This is a genomic window from Polaromonas sp. YR568 (genome assembly GCF_900116715.1).
GTDB lineage: Bacteria > Pseudomonadota > Gammaproteobacteria > Burkholderiales > Burkholderiaceae_C > Polaromonas.
In genome coordinates this window covers 485,979-503,071 of sequence record NZ_FPBM01000003.1, presented here as the reverse complement: position 1 = coordinate 503,071, position 17,093 = coordinate 485,979, and the positions used below count along the sequence as shown (strand labels likewise).

16 protein-coding genes and 1 riboswitch are annotated in these 17,093 nt (G+C 65.5%); of the genes, 13 read left to right on the top strand and 3 right to left on the bottom strand.

The window, feature by feature from the left end:
• The first annotated feature begins 11 nt into the window (after positions 1 to 11).
• From BM408_RS09885 to BM408_RS09855, 7 genes are all read left to right on the top strand, one after another.
• The gene (locus BM408_RS09885; protein ID WP_371327001.1) at positions 12 to 488 is read left to right on the top strand and encodes a type IV pilin protein; all 477 of its coding nucleotides are present in this window, start codon (positions 12 to 14) and stop codon (positions 486 to 488) included.
• Positions 489 to 768: 280 nt separating this feature from the next.
• Positions 769 to 1,052: riboswitch (cobalamin riboswitch) on the top strand.
• Positions 1,053 to 1,140: 88 nt separating this feature from the next.
• Positions 1,141 to 3,291 (top strand): TonB-dependent receptor, encoded by a 2,151-nt coding sequence (locus BM408_RS09880; protein WP_175541742.1) that lies wholly within the window; start codon positions 1,141 to 1,143, stop codon positions 3,289 to 3,291.
• Complete coding sequence (locus BM408_RS09875; RefSeq protein WP_092129424.1) at positions 3,281 to 4,378, top strand: ABC transporter substrate-binding protein; 1,098 nt, start codon at positions 3,281 to 3,283, stop codon at positions 4,376 to 4,378. Before BM408_RS09880 ends, BM408_RS09875 begins: the two co-directional genes overlap by 11 nt.
• On the top strand, positions 4,375 to 5,490 hold the full coding sequence (locus BM408_RS09870) for a FecCD family ABC transporter permease (RefSeq protein WP_254774757.1): 1,116 nt from the start codon (positions 4,375 to 4,377) through the stop codon (positions 5,488 to 5,490). Before BM408_RS09875 ends, BM408_RS09870 begins: the two co-directional genes overlap by 4 nt.
• The gene (locus BM408_RS09865) at positions 5,487 to 6,308 is read left to right on the top strand and encodes an ABC transporter ATP-binding protein (RefSeq protein ID WP_092129422.1); all 822 of its coding nucleotides are present in this window, start codon (positions 5,487 to 5,489) and stop codon (positions 6,306 to 6,308) included. The genes BM408_RS09870 and BM408_RS09865 overlap by 4 nt, the downstream gene beginning before the upstream one ends.
• Positions 6,305 to 7,105: a (2Fe-2S) ferredoxin domain-containing protein gene (locus BM408_RS09860; protein WP_092129420.1), complete on the top strand. Its 801-nt coding sequence runs from the start codon at positions 6,305 to 6,307 to the stop codon at positions 7,103 to 7,105. The genes BM408_RS09865 and BM408_RS09860 overlap by 4 nt, the downstream gene beginning before the upstream one ends.
• A gap of 4 nt (positions 7,106 to 7,109) precedes the next feature.
• A complete protein-coding gene (locus BM408_RS09855; protein WP_254774756.1) occupies positions 7,110 to 8,072 on the top strand; it encodes an LLM class flavin-dependent oxidoreductase in 963 nt (320 codons plus the stop codon).
• A gap of 41 nt (positions 8,073 to 8,113) precedes the next feature.
• Here the strand turns inward: BM408_RS09855 and BM408_RS09850 are convergent, their stop codons facing one another.
• Positions 8,114 to 8,863: a glucose 1-dehydrogenase gene (locus tag BM408_RS09850; RefSeq protein ID WP_092129418.1), complete on the bottom strand. Its 750-nt coding sequence runs from the start codon at positions 8,861 to 8,863 to the stop codon at positions 8,114 to 8,116.
• Between the two features lie 188 nt (positions 8,864 to 9,051).
• Between BM408_RS09850 and BM408_RS09845 the strand changes: the two genes are divergently transcribed.
• Entirely contained in the window at positions 9,052 to 9,954 is a 903-nt protein-coding gene (locus BM408_RS09845; RefSeq protein WP_092129416.1) for a LysR family transcriptional regulator, read from the top strand.
• A 10-nt stretch (positions 9,955 to 9,964) separates the two neighbouring features.
• On the opposite strand, the gene BM408_RS09840 is transcribed toward BM408_RS09845, so the two are convergent.
• The gene (locus BM408_RS09840) at positions 9,965 to 10,966 is read right to left on the bottom strand and encodes an AraC family transcriptional regulator (RefSeq protein WP_092129414.1); all 1,002 of its coding nucleotides are present in this window, start codon (positions 10,964 to 10,966) and stop codon (positions 9,965 to 9,967) included.
• 78 nt (positions 10,967 to 11,044) lie between these two features.
• Between BM408_RS09840 and BM408_RS09835 the strand changes: the two genes are divergently transcribed.
• The 3 genes from BM408_RS09835 to BM408_RS09825 all read left to right on the top strand — a co-directional run bounded on the left by BM408_RS09835 (position 11,045) and on the right by BM408_RS09825 (position 14,586).
• Positions 11,045 to 12,268: an MFS transporter gene (locus BM408_RS09835; protein ID WP_092129411.1), complete on the top strand. Its 1,224-nt coding sequence runs from the start codon at positions 11,045 to 11,047 to the stop codon at positions 12,266 to 12,268.
• Positions 12,269 to 12,287: 19 nt separating this feature from the next.
• Positions 12,288 to 13,328 carry an NADP-dependent oxidoreductase gene (locus BM408_RS09830; protein ID WP_092129408.1) on the top strand — a complete coding sequence of 347 codons (1,041 nt, stop codon included), beginning with the start codon at positions 12,288 to 12,290 and terminating at the stop codon, positions 13,326 to 13,328.
• A 208-nt stretch (positions 13,329 to 13,536) separates the two neighbouring features.
• Entirely contained in the window at positions 13,537 to 14,586 is a 1,050-nt protein-coding gene (locus BM408_RS09825; RefSeq protein ID WP_092129406.1) for an alpha/beta fold hydrolase, read from the top strand.
• 6 nt (positions 14,587 to 14,592) lie between these two features.
• Here the strand turns inward: BM408_RS09825 and BM408_RS09820 are convergent, their stop codons facing one another.
• Positions 14,593 to 16,017, bottom strand: a complete 1,425-nt coding sequence (locus BM408_RS09820; RefSeq protein ID WP_092129404.1) for a MocR-like pyridoxine biosynthesis transcription factor PdxR — start codon at positions 16,015 to 16,017, stop codon at positions 14,593 to 14,595.
• Positions 16,018 to 16,149: 132 nt separating this feature from the next.
• Here BM408_RS09820 and BM408_RS09815 point away from each other — a divergent pair, with 132 nt between their 5' ends.
• Positions 16,150 to 16,593, top strand: a complete 444-nt coding sequence (locus BM408_RS09815; RefSeq protein WP_092129402.1) for a GNAT family N-acetyltransferase — start codon at positions 16,150 to 16,152, stop codon at positions 16,591 to 16,593.
• A 47-nt stretch (positions 16,594 to 16,640) separates the two neighbouring features.
• A complete protein-coding gene (locus BM408_RS09810; protein ID WP_092129560.1) occupies positions 16,641 to 17,075 on the top strand; it encodes a carboxymuconolactone decarboxylase family protein in 435 nt (144 codons plus the stop codon).
• Positions 17,076 to 17,093 lie beyond the last annotated feature (18 nt).

The window sequence follows — 17,093 nt, the reverse complement described above, 5'->3', positions numbered from 1 at the left end:
TGCTTTTGAAAATGATGAAGGAGGAGGGGAGGATGCGCCAATGTGGATTTACCTTGATTGAGCTGATGGTTGTCGTGGCGATACTGGCGATACTGGCAGCCATTGCCTACCCAAGCTACCGTGATTCGGTGAACAAATCCAGGCGGGCTGAGGCACGCGCGCAACTGCTGGACGCGGCTCAGTACATGCAGCGGTTTTATTCGCAAAACGACCGGTACAACATGACCAACGCCGCAACGCCCGTGGCTGTTGCGTTGCCGGCGCCCCTGCAAGTGTCTCCCAAGGGCGCCGCGGCCGGCACGCAAACTTACGATATCGGCTTTGCGCCTGTCTCGCTCACACAAACAGGCTTTGTGCTGCAGGCCGTGCCCCGCGCAGGGGGCCCCATGGCCCGCGATAAATGCGGCACTTTGCAAATCAACCAGGTTGACCGGCGCACGGTCACCGGCAACACCGGCGGGACCTCGGCCGAAAGCTGCTGGCGTTGAGGCCGGTGCAAGGTTGATGCGGCGTTGCGCTCCTCAGTCGTTTCAACATGAGGACTTGCAGTGAGGCTTGCCATTGACTTGCCATTAACTTGCCGTTGACTTGCCGTTGACTCGCCGTTGAGATCCCCTGGTCAAACGGGCTCGTCACCAAGCTCCCTTCCGCGGATCTCTCATCCGCACACCTCCCGCCCGCCATCCTGCGAAGCGCGCGACACGCGCATGGCGTAGCGGCGCCAGCCGGCTGCGGCCAGGCACCCTTTCCGCCGCCCGAAACACTTCGTCTTACAATCCCGGCGTTGGTGCTCGCGGCGTGGTTCACACGCCGCAGTTCAACGGGAAGCAGGAGGACACCCTGGCAACCGGCCGCTGTTATGCAGCACCGGCCCGCCGTCTTGTCCCGCCTGCGCTGCCCCCGCAACGGTCAAACGGACGAAGCACACCGGCATTGCCGATGTGTCTTCAACATCTCTCAATACAGCCACTGGGCGCCTTGAACAAGCGCCTGGGAAGGCGAGAGATGCAGTGCCGCCAGCCCGGATACCGGCCAACGAAGTGAGCGCGCCGCATGCCTGCCAGGCAGACGGCGCGTTCGTGTCACCCAGACGCCGGCGGGGATGCCGGCCAGGGTTATTTTTTGCGATTGACCCTTCACGTGAAATCCGTACTTCGTGCGCGCATTGCCGCGCTTCCGTTCGCCATCGCAGCGGCTTACCCCTGCGCCCTTGTCCACGCCCAGACCCAAACCCAGACGGCCAACAGCGCTGCCTCCCCAACGCTGGCCCCGGTCACCATCACCGAAGGCCGCGGCGTCGCCACGCCGCTGGTGCTGCCGTCCACGGCCGGAAGCCGGCTTGAGCTCACGCCGTTCGAAACACCGGCCAGCGTCGCCATCGTGCCGGGTGAGCTGATCCGCGCGCTAGGCACCACCTCGGTCATCGATGCGAAGACGCTGGCCCCCGGCATGAGTTCGGCCAACAGCCCCGGCAACGGCGGCAACGTGCTCAGCGCGCGTGGGTTCACCGGCGTCAACTCCGTCAAGCAGCTCTACAACGGCCTGGAGCTCTCCAACGCCGGCGGCGTGGTGAGCTTTCCCTTTGACCCGTGGAACGTCGAGCGCATCGAGGCGCTTTATGGGCCGGCCTCGGTACTTTACGGCGCCGGCTCCATAGGCGGCGCGGTCAATGTGGTCAGCAAGCGGCCTAACCCGACGCAGTCGTCGCACGAGATCGGCCTGGGCATAGGCTCCGACAACTCCTGGCATGAAGCCATCAGCAGCACCGGCCCGCTGGGCAACGGCTTTTCTTACCGCGTCGACCTGAGCCACCGCAGCTCCGACAACTGGGTAGACCGCGGACAGTCCGACACGCTGGCCGCGTCGGCCTCCTTGCGCTACGACCTGTCGCCGCAGCTCAATTTCATCCTGGCCGCCGACTACGGGCGCCAGAAACCGATGCACTACCTCGGCACGCCGGTCTTCAACGGTGCGCCCGTGCCTGGCACCGAGACCAAAAACTACAACATCGCCGACAGCGACCTCTTCTTCCAGGACAAGTGGGTCACGCTGGACACCGAGTGGAAGCCTTCGGCCGACGTCACCGTGCACAACACGCTCTACAGCCTGACGCACAACCGCCGCTACCGCGACGCCACCGTGTTTACCTACGTGCCGGCCACAGCCTCGGTGCGCCGCACCAGCTACCGCGACATCTCTTACTCGGTGCAGACCCAGCAGGGCGTGAACACCTACGCCAAGTTCAAGGGCCAGATCGGCGGCATGAAGAACGAGTTCCTCGCCGGCTTCCAGGTTGAGCGCAGCTTCTACGACCGCTACGACAACAACCGCGGCGGCACCTCCACCGTCAGCGCGCTCAACCCTGTGCCGGGGCTGTACCGCGCGGCCTGGCAGGGTGAATCGATCCCCATGTATTACCTGGCGCTCAACCGCGTCGGTGTCTTTTTCGAGAACCACCTGTCGCTGAGCGAGCGCTGGTCGGTGGTTGCCGGCTTGCGCAGCGACACTTACCGCACCGAACGCGAAGACCGCCAGACGCGCATCACCACCAACGATAAGGTCAGCGGCACCAGCGGCAGCCTGGGCGTGGTCTTTAACCCAGTGCCCGAACTCGCGCTGTACGGCCAGGTTGCCACGGCGCAAGACCCGGTCACGTCGCTGGCCAGCATAGGCGCCAACCAGCAGGGCTTCGGGTTGTCCAAGGGCAAGCAGGTCGAAGTCGGCCTGAAACAAAGTCTTTGGGGCGGGCGCTTCGACTGGACGCTTGCGGCCTACCATCTCGTCAAGAAAGACCTGCTGACCGCCAACCTGGCCAACCCGACCATCCAGGAGCAGGTCGGCCAGCAGTCCTCGCGCGGCATTGAGGCCTCAGCCTCTATCCGCCTCAATGCCTGGCGCGTGGAGGTCAACGGCACGGTGCTGGATCCGAAGTTCGACGACTTCAGGGCCCAGGTCGGCGCCGGTACGCAGCAGCTCGCCGGCAAGGTGCCGATGACGGTGCCCAAGCGCAGCGCCAACCTCAGTGTCTTTTGGGATTTCGCGCCCGACTGGACCGCACGCACCGCCCTGCAATATGTCGGCCGGCGCTTTGTGAACAACACCAACACCGATTCCTTGCCGTCGTACACCGTCGTCAACGCCGGCATCAACTGGCGCGCGGTAAAAGGTGTGACGCTGGACCTGCGCGTAGACAACCTCCTGAACAAGAGTTATGCCACGCAGGGCTCGGACGTGCAGTGGATTTTGGGCCGGCCGCGCACGGTGTGGCTCACCGGCATCTATGCGTTCTGACCGGAACGCCGGCTCCGGCGGCCGGCGGGCGCTGCTACGGGCGCTGGGGTCGGCGGGCGCCGCCTGGCTGGCTGGCCCCGCGTTGGCCCAGGGCGGGGCGGCTACGGTCATCACAGACGATCTGGGCCGCAGTGTGGAAGTCACGCTGCCGCTCAAACGTGTGGTGGTTTTTAACCGTTACACAACGGAGTTCATCCGCGCCATCGGCGCCATGCCGGCGGTTGTGGGCGTGGACTTCGACGGCAGCAAGTACCCCGACTACTGGCCCGGCGTCACCCCCGGCATGCTGGCGGGCAGCGGCCAGTCCAGCCTCAATTACGAGGCCATTGTCGGCATGCAGGCCGACGCCGTTTTCATGCCGCGCAACAGCGACTGGAAAAAAGCCGCGGAGGTGCTCAAGCCTTTCGGCATTCCGGTCATCATCGTCACAGGGTGGGACTTGCTCAAGCATGAGTGGAACGTCACACTGCTCGGCCGGCTTTTTTACCAGCCTGAGCGGGCCGCGCGCCTCAACGCCTTTTACCGCCACTGGCGCGACACCTTGCGCAGCCGGCTGCAGGGCGTCACGCCCAAACGTGTGTACTTCGAGGAAGTCGGCAACTACAAGACCGTGCTGCAGGGCTCAGGTTGGCACGACATGATTGAGACCGGCGGCGGCGTCAATGTCTTCGGCGACATCCAGCTTGCCGGCGGTATCTCGCCGCGCGGCAACGTGCAGAACTTTGAGGTCGACCCCGAAGAAGTGCAGGCGCGCCGGCCCGATGCCGTCATCAAGCTGCAGCCCGGCCAGTACCTGCCGCACCCGCGCGCCTTCTCGGCCGACCTGCTTGGCAAGCTGGCCGCGCGGCCCGGCCTGCAGGGCACGCCGGCCCTGCGGCGCGGCCAGATTTACCACCTCAGCTACTACCTCGCCTCGGGCTGCTCCAAGATCACCGGCGCGCTGCAGATCGCGCAGTGGCTGCATCCCGAGCGCATGGCCGGCATTGATCCGCAGGCCGTCATGGGCACGTGGTTGAAAGACTTCCAGGGTGTGGCGGCGCAACGCGGCTACTGGTATTCACTGGCCAGCGTGAAGGGCCAGGCATGAGCAGCATGGCCGACACGGTCACGGTCCCGGCCGCAGCATCGCCGGCCATCGCGGCGCTGCGGCAGGCCATGGGCCGCCTGCGTGCCAGCCGGCTGCGCATTGCGGTGCTGGCCTTGTGCGCCCTGGCCCTGGCCGTGCTCGCTTCGCTCAGCCTGGGCGTGCAGTCGCTGCCCGTGGGCACGGTGCTGCGCCAGCTGCTGTCGCTGCTGCCGGGTCTTGACGTCTGGGCCATCGACGGCCCGCAGCGCAACGTGCTGATGCAACTGCGCCTGCCGCGCACCGTCATGGCTTTGATTTGCGGCGCCGGGCTGGCTATGGCCGGTGTCTCCATGCAGGGCATCACACGCAACCCGCTGGTCAGCCCCTACACGCTGGGCATTTCGCCGGCTGCGGCCTTCGGCGCCTCCATCGCCATCCTGCTGGGCTGGAACAGCCTGCCCGCCACCGGCGCCTGGTGGACGGTGGCGCTGGCCTTTGCCTCGGCCATGGTGTGCGCGGCCGGCGTGCTGGGCCTGGCTTCGCTGCGCGGCGTCAATGCCATGGTGCTGGTGCTGGCGGGCGTGGCGTTTACCTATCTCTTTGGCGCGCTCACCGCGGCGCTGCAATTCTTTGCCAGTGAGCAGCAGCTGGCGGCCATCGTGCACTGGACCTTCGGCTCGCTCAACGGCCGCACCTGGCACGAGGTCTCGGTGGCCGGCGGTATCTGCCTGGTGTGCGCACCGGTGATGCTGGCTCATGCGGGTGCGCTCAATGCATTCAGCGCCGGAGGCGACGACGTGGCTGCTTCGCTGGGTGTGGCGGTCGCCCGCGCCCGCGTCGCCATCACGCTGGCTGCGGTGCTGAGCAGCGCGGCCATCGTGAGCTTTACCGGTGTGATCGGTTTTGTAGGGCTGGTCGCGCCGCACATCGCGCGCCTGCTGATAGGTGGCGACCACCGGGCCCTGCTGCCTTTTGCCGCGGTGGTGGGCGCACTGCTGGTGCTGCTGGCGGATATGGCCGGGCGCCTGCTGTTTGCGCCGGTGGTGGTGCCCGTCGGCATCGTCGTGGCCTTCCTGGGCGTGCCGCTCTTTCTGCACCTGCTGCTGACGCGGCGCAACGAGATGTCGTCATGAGTGGCACGGCGGCGGCTTTTCCCTTGATCGAGGCCGGCGGCCTGCGCAGCCGCTACGGCGGGCGCGCCTCGCCCGAAGTGCTCCGGGGCATCGACCTGGCGCTGAAGCCCGGTGAGGTGCTGGGCCTGGTCGGCCCCAACGGTTCGGGCAAGAGCTCGCTGCTCAAGTGCGTTGCCGGTTTGCGGCCGCTCAGCGGCGGCAGCCTGCTGCTCGATGGCCGTGCGCTGGCCGGCTACGCGCGCCAGGAGCTGGCCCGCACCATCGCCTATGTGCCGCAGCACACCGGCCCCAGCATGTCGCTGCGTGTGCTCGACATGGTGCTGCTCGGCAGGCTGCCGCACCGCGGCCGCAGCTCGCCGCAGCAAGACGAGGCCATTGCCCTGGCCGCCATCGAGCGGCTCGCGCTGGAGCCACTGGCGCTGCGCCACTTCAGCGACCTCAGCGGCGGCGAACGCCAGCGTGTGCTGCTGGCCCGCGCCCTGGCGCAGCAAGGCCGCCTGCTGCTTCTGGACGAGCCCACCAGCGACCTGGACCTGCGCCACCAGCTCGCCACGCTGCAGACTGTGCGCGATCTGTCGCGCCAGCGCGGCGCGGGCGCGGTCATCGCGATTCACGACCTGGCCCTGGCCGCACGCTTTTGCGACCGGCTGCTGATGCTGCAAGCCGGCCGCCTGCTGGATGCGGGCACACCTAATGAGGTGCTCACGCCGGCGAATGTGCAGGCGCTTTTTGGCGTGGGCGCGCGCATCGGCAGCGACGGCGGGTTGCCCTATGTGATTCCGGTTGAAGCGAGCTCCACTGAAAGCGTCTCATCATGAATACCGACGACTCACGAGATGACTCACACGGCGGCTCACCACTGCGCGCCGCCATTCTTTTGTCCAGGGCGTCCATCACGGCCGCGGCCGTGCGCGAAATGGAAGAACTGGCCCAACGCACCCAGGCCGCCATGGCAAGCAGCTTTGCAGCAGTTGTGCATGCCTTCAGCGAGCAGGGCAGCCCCAGCCTGCGCGAAGCGATGGACGCATTGGCCTCCGGCGATGCAATGGGTGGCCGTGTGCCTGGCGAGATCGTCATCGTGCCCCTGCTGGTGCCGATGGAGCCGGGCTACCGCAGCTGGATCAGCGGTGCGGTGCAGCGCTGGCAGCGCGATGCCGAGCAGCGCCTCGAGGTGAGCCTTTGCATCCCGCCCGGCGACACCCTGGCCATCGACACCCTGGTGCAAAGCCTGCTCGGCCAGCCCGCGGCCCGGATCGGCGCCCCTGCCGCAGCCAGCCCGGGCGGCTCGGTGATCCCGCCGCAAAAGCGCCGCGTCCTCGTCTGTCAGGGCGGGCCCTGCAACCACGCAGGCGCAGCGCAGACATGGGGCCATCTGCGCAATGAGCAAAAGCGGCTGGACCTGCGTAACGCCGGCGAGGGCATGATGAGCGCCCGCACCAGCTGCCTCGGGCCGTGCAACCTCGCGCCGGTGGTGCAGGTGTTTCCCGAAGGCACGTGGTACGGCGGGGTGGACGAAGCCGGCGTTAACCGCATCATCGAGTCGCACTTGCTGCGCGGCGAGGTCGCGGCAGACCTGGCCTATTTGCCGCTGCCCGGCAAGCAGACCCTGAGATGAACGCATGACAGCGTCGCTGCCCCCGCAGCGCCTGCCGGCGATGCGCATAGACCTGGCGGGCTGGACGCGCGATGCCACCCACGGCGATACACGCGCGTTCTTCGCGCTGTTTGAAGAGGCAGACCGCCTGGGCTTTGACGGTGTGTGGTTCAGTGAATTCCGCCTCACGGCAGATGCCCGGCCCTATCCCTCGCCTTTGCTGCTCGCCTCGGCCCTGCTGGCCCGCACTGAACGGCTGCGCGTGGGTACGGCGGTGCTGGTGCTGCCGCTGCACCAGCCTCAGCTGCTGGCCGAAGAGTTGCAACAGCTGGCCTGGCAAAGCGGCAAGCGCTTCGATGCCGGCCTGGGCCGCGGCACCGACCCCGCCACCCTGCAGGCGCTTGGAATTCCTGCAGATGCCACCCGCGCCTGCTTCGAGGCGGGGCTTGAGGTGCTGCTGGTCGGCGAACACCCGCCGCTCTACATCGCCGGCTCCACCCCCGAGACCATAGGCCTGGCCGTACGCCACGCGCTGCCGCTGCTGCTAAGCCTGGAGCCGCCCGAGATCAAACAACTCGCCGAACTCGACGCGCAGGCTGGCGCCGTGTCCGGCCAATTGCGCACCAGTCTGCGCGCCCGCAGCTCCCTGGCACGCTACGTGTGCATAGGTGCGACGCAGGCCGAGGTTGAGGGGCAACTGCAGGATCTGTGGCCGCGGCTGCATGCCCGCCGCATTTATTTCGCCGGCCGGCGCGGCGTGCCTGCCCACGAGGTGCCGCCGCCAGACACCGGCCGCATGCTGAGCGAGCAGTTCATCGCCGGCACGCCCGACGCCTGCCACGCCCAGATCATGGCGCTGCGCGAAAGCACAGGCATTGGCCACCTGCGCTGCGTTTTTAACGGCAATGGCTTGCTTGATAACGCGCAGGCGCTGAAACAAATGCGGATGTTTGCGAACAGTGTGCTGCCGGCGCTAAGGGCTGTATAGCGCGCGAAGCCTGGTGGTGCATCCACCACCAGAGATCTAAATCAAAGATCTCTCACGCCACCGTCCACCAGGATTTCCGTTCCCAGCATGAAGGCGGACTCGTCGGATACGAGGAACAGCGCAGCGGCTGCAATCTCTTCCGGCCTGCCCAGCCTTTTAACCGGCGCGAAGTCGCCCATGGCGGCGGCCATGGCTTTGGCTTCATCCGCGTTGCTTGTCACGGTGGTGAAGACGGGCGTATCGACCGGCCCGGGGGCCAATGAGTTGACCCGGATGTTCCGGCTCAACAGATCCGCCGAGAAGCTGCGCGCCAGGGAGCGAACGGCTGCTTTGGTGGCCGAATAGGCTGCATGGTTGGGAATGCCCTTGCCATTGACGGTCGAAGAGATCAGAACGATGGAGGCGCCGTCCTTGAGAACCGGCAAGGCTTTTTGAACGCTGAAGAAAGCGCCCTTGAAGTTGATGTCGCTTACCTTGTCAAACTGCGCTTCGGTGAACTCCGCCACCGGCCCCAGAACGTAGACCCCTGCGTTGATCACCAGCGCATCGACTTTGCCGAGTTGGGCGCCTACGGTCTTGAAGATGCGGTCAAGGTCCTGAACGCTTGAGACATCGCCCTGAACGCCAATGGCCGACGGGCCCAGTTCGCGGGTTGCCTCGTCCAGGGCCTTCTGGTTGCGGCCGGTAATGGCCACCTTGGCGCCTTCGGCCACAAACCGTTTGGCGGTTGCCAGGCCGATGCCGCTGCTGCCGCCAGTGACGACGGCGATTTTTCCAGTTAACTTGCTCATGGTGCTGATTGCTTTCTTTCCTGAAGTTTCTATTGCTCGAAGTACACGGCCTGACGTCGATGTGTTGCCGGCGGGGGTAGCCAGACTGAGACTGGCGGCCCGCATCAAACCGTGGTGAAGTGAAATATCGTTTATTTGCCAATACGGCACTAGAGCCTCTTCGCGGATAAGATATATTTGCAAATCAAATGAGTGACCGTATCCTTTCCCTGCGCCTTTTCTGCCGTGTCGCCCAGACCGGGAGCTTCTCGCGTGCCGGGCGTGAGCTTGGCCTCACGCAGCCTTCCGCGTCGCGCATCGTCTCCATGCTGGAGAAGGAACTGGGCGTGGCGCTGCTGACGCGCACCACGCGAGCCGTCACGCTGACGGAGGCGGGAACCGACTATCTGGCCCGGGTCGAGCTGATACTTGCCGCGCTGGAAGAGGCCGACCAAGCCGCCCGGGGCACGGGCGAACTGACGGGTGTGCTGCGCGTCGGTGTGTCATCGAGCTTTGCCGTGCGTGAGCTGATTCCACGGCTGCCCGCATTTATGGACGCGCATCCGGCGCTACGCATTGAGTTGCTCATGAATGACCAGCGTCAGGAACTGGTGAGCGAAGGCGTCGATGTGGCGCTGCGCTTTGGCACGCTGGCGAATTCAACTGCCATGGCGCGCCGGCTGGGCGCGATCGGCAATTTGCTGGTGGCCTCACCGTCTTACCTGCGCAGTCATGGCGTTCCAGATGCTCCCGCCCAGCTTGCGAATCATTCGGTGATAGCCGGGCCGGTGGGCTCCGGTCGGGCCTGGACTTTTCGCAAGGACGGGCGAGCCACATCCATCCGGATTGACGGCCGGCTCACGAGTTCCACCAATGAAGGGGCTATTGCCGCGGCGTCTTCCGGATTGGGTATCGCATCGACATCACTGTGGGGATGCGGCAGCGAACTGGCAAGCGGCGCACTGGTGCAGGTGCTGGCCGACTGGACGATGGACTCGGTTGAACTTCACGCCGTGTTTCCGGCCGGGCGGGCCGCCAAGCCTTCTGCGCGGGCCTTTGGCGAGTACCTGACCGAATCGCTTCGCCAGGCGGATCGGGTTTCAGCGCACTAACAAGCCTTGCTCACATGGCACTGCGTGCCTTGCTGGGCGGGTGGCCGATGACACGTTTGAACGCCCGGCTGAACGAAGCCTCTGAGTCAAAGCCCAGCCGGTCGGCGGCGGTAGTCACGCGCATGCCGTCTTGCGCAATCCAGCTGCGGGCCTGGAACATGCGAATGCGGGCCACGTACTTGGCCGGGCTTTCGCCTACCGATTCCTTGAATGCCTGGGCAAAACTTGATCGCGATGCACCCATGATGTTGGCCAACTCCGGCACGCTCCAGTCCTGCTCGGGCGATGCGTGAATGGCGGCCAGCACCTTGCCGACGCCGGGCGAGCGCAGCGCGGTGATCCAGCCTGTCGAATCGCTGCAGGCGCATTCCACCCAGGCGCGGATGATGCTCGCGGCGAGCACATCGGCCATGCGGGCCAGGATGCCGCAGGCGCCTATGCGGTTGAGCGAGGCTTCACGCTCCATCGCATCCAGCAGCAGGGGCACGCCCGGGTCGCGCTGGGCCAGGTCGCCGGCGCGTATCACCTCCGGCATCATGGTCAGCAAGGGGTGCAGGGGATCGAGATTGAACTTCATGCTGCCGCAGAACATGACGTGGGAGGGTGCTTGCCCTGCCTGAGTACCGTCCCTCAACAGGTAGATGTCGTCGGCGACGCGCTCGCGGTCAAAGGTCGCGAGCTCTACCGGCGGCACTTCAGGTGAGCTGGCCAGGGTGTGGGCCGTGCCGCGCGGCAGCAGCACGGCGTCACCGGCTTTCAGTTCCATCCACCCGGACTGCGGTGTGCGCATCCAGCCATCGCCGCTGGCAAAAAAATGAAAACGTGCGGTGGGTTGCGCCGCAAAGGAAATCGCCCAGGGCGCATGCAGCAGGCAGCGGCCGTACTCGATGCCGTCCAGGCGCAGGCCCAGCAGGATTTTGGTCAGCGGGTCGGGCCCTGCGGCGGGAAGGCCTCCTGCTGCCTGAGGGGGCTGAACGACGGGCATGAAAGTTCTGGAGGAATCGTCAAGCATTTCGGCTCTTTCGCCATGGAAAGCTGTCGATGCTAGGCCTAAGCTGGCAACCCTGTCCTCAACAAGGCTTCACATTCCATGTCATCTACTTCCTCTTCTGCCTGCCTCGATCCGCTGGCCGCCGGCGTAACGCCCGCCAACGGTCCGTCCGGCGAGACCGCTGCGCTCTGGCCGGCGGTCGCGTCTCTTTCACTCGGTGTGTTTGGCCTGGTCACAGCCGAATTTTTGCCGGCCAGCCTGCTGACCGCCATGGCGGCCGATCTTCATGTCACGGCGGGCGCTGCGGGCCAGGCCGTCACGGCCACGGCGCTGGTCGGTGCGGTGGCCGCGCCCACCATCCCGCTGCTGACGGCGCGCTTTGACCGCAAGCGGGTGCTGCTGGCGCTCACCGCCTTGTTGTTTGTCTCCAATCTGCTGGCTGCGACAGCCGCATCGCTCTCGGTATTGCTGGTCGCGCGCGTGGTGCTCGGCATCGCGCTGGGTGGCTTCTGGTCGATGGCGGCGGCACTGGCCATGCGCCTGGTGCCCGAACGGCTTTTTCCGCGCGCGATGTCGCTGGTGTTGACCGGCGTGTCCGTTGCCACTGTCTGTGCGGCGCCCATAGGCGCGTGGATGGGTGACCTGTGGGGATGGCGCAGCGCTTTTGTGGCGGCTGGCGTCGTCGGCCTGGTCGCTTTCGTCGTGCAGCTGGTCGCGTTGCCGGCCTTGCCGCCACGCGACCAGGCCAGCCTGAAGGGACTGCGAGATCTGCTCACACGGGGGCCGGTGCGCATTGCGCTGCTGGCGGTGCTGCTGGTGATCTCCGGCCACTTCGCGGGCTTCACCTATATCAGGCCCGTGCTTGAAGATGTGACGAAACTGTCTGTGGCATCGATTTCTGCTGTGCTGCTGGGTTACGGCATCGGCGGTTTCTTCGGCAACTTCGCGGGGGGCTGGCTGGCCGGGCGCAGTGAACGGCATGCGATCGTCGCCGGCAGCGTAATGATTGCCGTGCTGGCGGCTGCGCTGCTTGTGGGCGGCGGCTCTTTTGTGGTCGCCGCTGTGGCCGTGACGCTGTGGGGATTTGCGTTCGGCGCGTTTCCGGTCGGCTTCCAGACCTGGATAGTCCGTGCCGCACCCGACCAGGCAGAGGCCGCGGGCGGCTTGCTGGTGGCCGCGTTCCAGATCGCCATTGCCACGGGCGCCATCGCAGGCGGCCTCATGGTGGACCGGACTGGCGCCTTGGGCGCTCCTGCATTTGCCCTGGTGGCTGTCGCGCTGGGCGGTTTGCTGGCCTGGCGGCGTGGGCCCAGGCCTGCTTGAGCGAGACATAAGGACAACCATGAAAAATTCAGAACAAGACCCAACCCTTAACCGGCGCATCACCTTGGCGGCGCACCCGCGCGGCCTGCCTGTTGCGTCGGACTTCAAGCTTGTGACGGAGCCCGCACCTCGCGCGGGTGAAGGCCAGGTGCTGCTGCAAACGCTTTATCTGTCGCTGGACCCGTATATGCGCAACCTGATGGATGAAATCGGGCCCGGTTACGCACCACCCGTTCCGCTGGGCGGCGCCATGCCGGGCGGCGCCGTCAGCCGTGTCGTCGACTCAAGGTACCCTGCCTGGCGCGCGGGTGACCTGGTGCTTGCCAACACGGGCTGGCAGGACTACGCGGTGAGCGATGGGAGCGACCTGCAGGCCCTTGGCGACATGCCCCAGCCCTCACTGGCACTGGGCGCGCTCGGCATGCCGGGCTTCACAGCGCATGTCGGCCTGCTGGACATCGGCCAGCCCAAGGCGGGTGAAACGGTGGTGGTCGCCGCGGCCACTGGCGCTGTGGGCGCCATGGTCGGCCAGATCGCAAAACTCAAAGGCGCCCGCGTGGTGGGCATCGCCGGCGGCGCTGCCAAGTGCAGGCAAGCTGTCGACGAACTGGGCTTTGACGCCTGCGTCGACAGACACGAGCCCTCGTTCGCGGCGCAGCTTGCGGCCGCGTGCCCGGCGGGCATCGACGTGTACTTTGAAAACGTCGGCGGTGATGTTTTGTCGGCCGTCCTGCCGCTGTTCAATATCGGCGCCCGCATGCCGGTGTGCGGCTTTGTCGCGCACTACAACGACACGGCAGGCTCACCCGGCGCCAACCAGCTGCCGCAGTTCCTGGCCGCAATCCTGCAGAAGCGGGTGCGGGTGCAGGGCTTCATCATTCTTGACCACTATGGCGAGCGCTTTGACGCGTTCCGCCGTGAAATGGATGAATGGGTCAACAGCGGGCAGGTCAAGGCGCGGGAGCACCTGGTGGACGGCCTTCAGAATGCGCCCGCCGCGCTGTCGGACCTGCTGCAGGGCCGCCACAGCGGCAAGGTGGTGGTGCGCGTGGAGGCCTAGGGCCTGTTAACGCTGCCTTGCGCGGGGCGGGCGTGGGTGTTTTGTGTCGCTACGTATCCGCAGCGGCGGCAGTGACACGTACACACCAAACAGCACCCGCCGCGACACAGCGCTGATACGTTTCTTTCGTCTACTGGCCGTGGTGCCGGAGAGCCATACATCAGGCTCTCCGACTCTCCGGCTCAACCATTTCAACGAAAGAACCGTCATGACACATCACATCAGCCTTGGCCGCCGCCATTTCGTCAGCTCCACCGTGCTTGGCGCCATCGCGGCGCAGTCGGGCTTTTTGCTCTCTGCGCAGGCGCAAGCTGCAGGGTCAGTGAAGAGCATCCCTGCCACCCAGCCTGGAACGCACACATCCTTCGGCCCTTTGAAGCAAGTCAACGCGGGCGTGCTCAGTGTGGGATACGCCGAAGCAGGCCCTGCGGACGGCCCGGTTGTCTTGCTGATCCACGGCTGGCCGTATGACATTCACACCTATGTGGATGTGGCGCCCTTGCTGGCGTCGGCCGGCTACCGGGTCATCGTGCCCTATCTACGCGGTTACGGCACGACGCGCTTTCTCTTCGCCGACACGGTGCGCAATGCGCAGCAATCGGCGGTGGCGCTGGACATCATTGCCCTGATGGACGCACTCAAAATCGACAAGGCCGTGATCGGCGGCTGCGATTGGGGCGCGCGCACGGCATGCATTCTGGCGATGCTGTGGCCCGAGCGCTGCCAGGCGCTGGTGTCGGTGAGCGGCTACCTGCTGTCCAACCTGAAGACCGCGCTGGATCCCCTGCCACCGGCGGCGGAAGTTCAGTGGTGGTATCAGTTCTACCTGACGACGGAGCGCGGACGCCTTGGCTACGAGAAATACCGCGACGACTTTGCGCGGCTCATCTGGCAGACGGCTTCGCCGAAGTGGAACTTTGACGACGCCACTTTCAAACGCTCCGCTGCCGCGCTGGACAACCCCGACCATGCGGCCATCACCATTCACAACTACCGCTGGCGGCTCGCGCTCGCGCCGGGCGAAGCCAGGTACGACGAGCTCGAGCGCAAGCTGAGCGTGGCGCCGAATATTTCGGTGCCGACCATCACGCTGGAGGGCGACGCGAACGGCGCGCCGCATCTGCCGCCTGCGGCTTACGCCAAAAAGTTCACCGGCAAGTATGAGCACCGCACCCTCACCGGCGGCATCGGCCACAACCTGCCCCAGGAGGCGCCGCAGGCTTTTGCGCAAGCGATCGCCGACGTCGCCAGCTGGTAACTGGCCTTAAGGGTTCGCCATCACCACCTTCAACCGCCTGACTGCCGCCGCGGCTTCTTCGGGCGTCGCAAAGTTGGCGAAGCCCATGAGCAAGCCGCCCTGCGATGACTTGCGCATCCGCCAGTCGCTCAACGCCTGCACCGCGAGGCCTTTGGCTTCCGCGGCGGTGGTCAGGGCTTTGTCGCTCTGGCGGGTGTTCAGGTAGGTCAGCACCTGGATGCCGCCGGCTTGCGGCTGAACGCTCAGTTGCTCGCCGAGCGTCGTCGCCAGCGCATCGACCAGCCAGGCGCGCCGCTCTGCGTAGACTGCTCGCATCTTGCTCAGGTGCCGCGCAAAGTGGCCCTGTTCCATAAAGGCGGCGACCATGGCCTGGGGCAGGATGGAGCCGGGGCCGGGAAGGTAATTCACCGTGTCCCTGAACTTGCCGACCTGCGATGCGGGCACGACCAGGTAGGCCAGCCGCAAACCGGGGAAGAGCACCTTGCTGAAGGTGCCGGTGTACATCACCCGCCCATCACGGTCCAGGCTTTTCAGCGCGGGCAGGGGCCGGCCGTGGTAGCGGAACTCACTGTCGTAGTCGTCTTCGATGATCCACGCCTGGCTGCGCCGCGCCCAGTCCAGCAGCTCCAGCCGCCGCGGCAGCGACAGCGCCGAGCCCATGGGGCTTTGGTGCGTGGGCGTCACCACCACGAAGCGGGCATTGGCGGCGCGTTGCTGGCCTATGCCTACGTTCAGGCCTTCGTCGTCGACGGGCACGGGCTCCAGGCGCAGGCCTGAATGTTCGAGGAACTGCCGGGCCAGGATGTAGCCCGGGTCTTCGTACCAGCCCAGGTCGCCGGCTTGCAGCAGCGTGTGGCGCACGAGCTCCAGCGCGCCCCGATAGCCTGCGGTGACAAACACCTGCTCGTGCGAGCAGGTGATACCGCGGGAGATGCCCAGGTAGGTCGCAATGGCGCGGCGCAGGGGCCCGTATCCCGATGGGTCCGGATAGCTCATCGTCGCGATCTCCAGCGTGCGCAGGCTGCGGCCGGCCAGGCGTGCCCAGACCTTGCGCGGAAACGCATCCAGCGCAGGAAAGCCCATTTGAAACGGCAAGACCTTGCCCGCCTCGTCCAGCTCGCGGGTTGCTGCGCCGGCAGGTGGCGCGGCTACCTTGGCGCGGCCGGCTTCAGCCAGGTTTCCCAGCCGGGGGGATACGACGGTTCCCGCGGCGCCGTTCGCCACGAAATAGCCCTCGCTCACCAGGATCTGGTAAGCCTTTTCAACCGTTCCTCGCGCCAGGTTCAGCTCGCTGGCGAGGCTGCGCACCGAGGGCACACGATCGCCGGGGCGCAGCTTGCCGCTGGCAATCGACTCGCGGAAACGGCGGTACAGCTGCAGGTAGATCGCTGCGTCCTGCTCCCGGCTTGGTTTCAGCTGTTGCAAGTCCATCGGTGAGGCCTCCTGTGTCCTGGATGTCCCATGAATTTAATCATTTCTTGGACCTATGCCATAGGACATTATTTTCCTACAGTGGAGCCTGTTCGAGAAGAAAGTTAGACAGGAAAGTTAGACAGGAATCACATGAGCCAATTTCAATTGCGCCTGATCGACAGCGATGAGGACTGTCAGGCGTGTTTCAGCGTCATGCATGAGCTGCGCCCCCATCTGGCCGATGCGGCCGCATTTGCCGCACAGGTGCGCCGCCAGGCTGCCCAGGGCTACCGGCTGCTGGCCGGCTGGCAGGGCGACCAGGTTAAAGGCCTGGCCGGCTATCGCATCCAGGAGAACCTGATTTACGGGCGTTTCCTGTATGTCGATGACCTGGTGGCAACTGCCGAGGCCCGCCGCTGCGGCCTGGGCGCTGCCTTGATTGATGCGGTGCGTGAAGAGGCGCGGCAGCAAGGCTGCGCCAACTTTGTTCTCGACACGGGGCTGGCGAATGCGCTGGGCCAGCGCTTTTATTTCCGCCAGGGCCTGCTGGCCGTGGGAATGCATTTCCGCCAGGCGCTGCAGGCCACCGCCTGAGCCGCGCCTCACCTTTTATTTATTGCTGAATTTGATTGGAGATTTTTATGAGTATGCCCAAACGTTTGCCTTATCACACCCTGTCTCCCGCTGCCTACCAAGGCTTTGGCGCCACCAAAAAAGCGCTGGAGAGCAGCCCCCTCGGCAAGCCGCTGATCGAGCTGGCCTGGCTGCGCATGTCGCAGATCAACGGCTGCGCTTTTTGCCTGGAAATGCACGCCAAGGCACTGCGCGCCGGCGGCATGGCCGAGGCCAAGCTCGACAGCCTGGCCGGCTGGCGCGTCAGTGACCATTTCAGCGAGCGCGAGCGCGCCGCCCTGGCATGGACGGAATCGCTGACCCATATCGACAAGACGCATGCGCCTGACGAAGATTACGAACCGCTCAAGGCGCATTTCAGCGATGTCGAAATATCCGACCTGTGCTTTGCCATTGCTTTGATGAGCGGCTTTAACCGCCTGGCCATCGGGATGCGTCAGTAAGGGACTGGAGAAGCTCAC

Coding starts and splice junctions, on each gene's coding strand:
- BM408_RS09855 (WP_254774756.1), top strand. CDS start 7,110: ATGACAGCGTCGCTGCCCCCGCAGCGCCTGCCGGCGATGCGCATAGAC.
- BM408_RS09830 (WP_092129408.1), top strand. CDS start 12,288: ATGAAAAATTCAGAACAAGACCCAACCCTTAACCGGCGCATCACCTTG.
- BM408_RS09835 (WP_092129411.1), top strand. CDS start 11,045: ATGTCATCTACTTCCTCTTCTGCCTGCCTCGATCCGCTGGCCGCCGGC.
- BM408_RS09865 (WP_092129422.1), top strand. CDS start 5,487: ATGAGTGGCACGGCGGCGGCTTTTCCCTTGATCGAGGCCGGCGGCCTG.
- BM408_RS09875 (WP_092129424.1), top strand. CDS start 3,281: ATGCGTTCTGACCGGAACGCCGGCTCCGGCGGCCGGCGGGCGCTGCTA.
- BM408_RS09870 (WP_254774757.1), top strand. CDS start 4,375: ATGAGCAGCATGGCCGACACGGTCACGGTCCCGGCCGCAGCATCGCCG.
- BM408_RS09825 (WP_092129406.1), top strand. CDS start 13,537: ATGACACATCACATCAGCCTTGGCCGCCGCCATTTCGTCAGCTCCACC.
- BM408_RS09810 (WP_092129560.1), top strand. CDS start 16,641: ATGAGTATGCCCAAACGTTTGCCTTATCACACCCTGTCTCCCGCTGCC.
- BM408_RS09840 (WP_092129414.1), bottom strand. CDS start 10,966: ATGCTTGACGATTCCTCCAGAACTTTCATGCCCGTCGTTCAGCCCCCT.
- BM408_RS09850 (WP_092129418.1), bottom strand. CDS start 8,863: ATGAGCAAGTTAACTGGAAAAATCGCCGTCGTCACTGGCGGCAGCAGC.
- BM408_RS09860 (WP_092129420.1), top strand. CDS start 6,305: ATGAATACCGACGACTCACGAGATGACTCACACGGCGGCTCACCACTG.
- BM408_RS09815 (WP_092129402.1), top strand. CDS start 16,150: ATGAGCCAATTTCAATTGCGCCTGATCGACAGCGATGAGGACTGTCAG.
- BM408_RS09820 (WP_092129404.1), bottom strand. CDS start 16,017: ATGGACTTGCAACAGCTGAAACCAAGCCGGGAGCAGGACGCAGCGATC.
- BM408_RS09845 (WP_092129416.1), top strand. CDS start 9,052: ATGAGTGACCGTATCCTTTCCCTGCGCCTTTTCTGCCGTGTCGCCCAG.
- BM408_RS09885 (WP_371327001.1), top strand. CDS start 12: ATGATGAAGGAGGAGGGGAGGATGCGCCAATGTGGATTTACCTTGATT.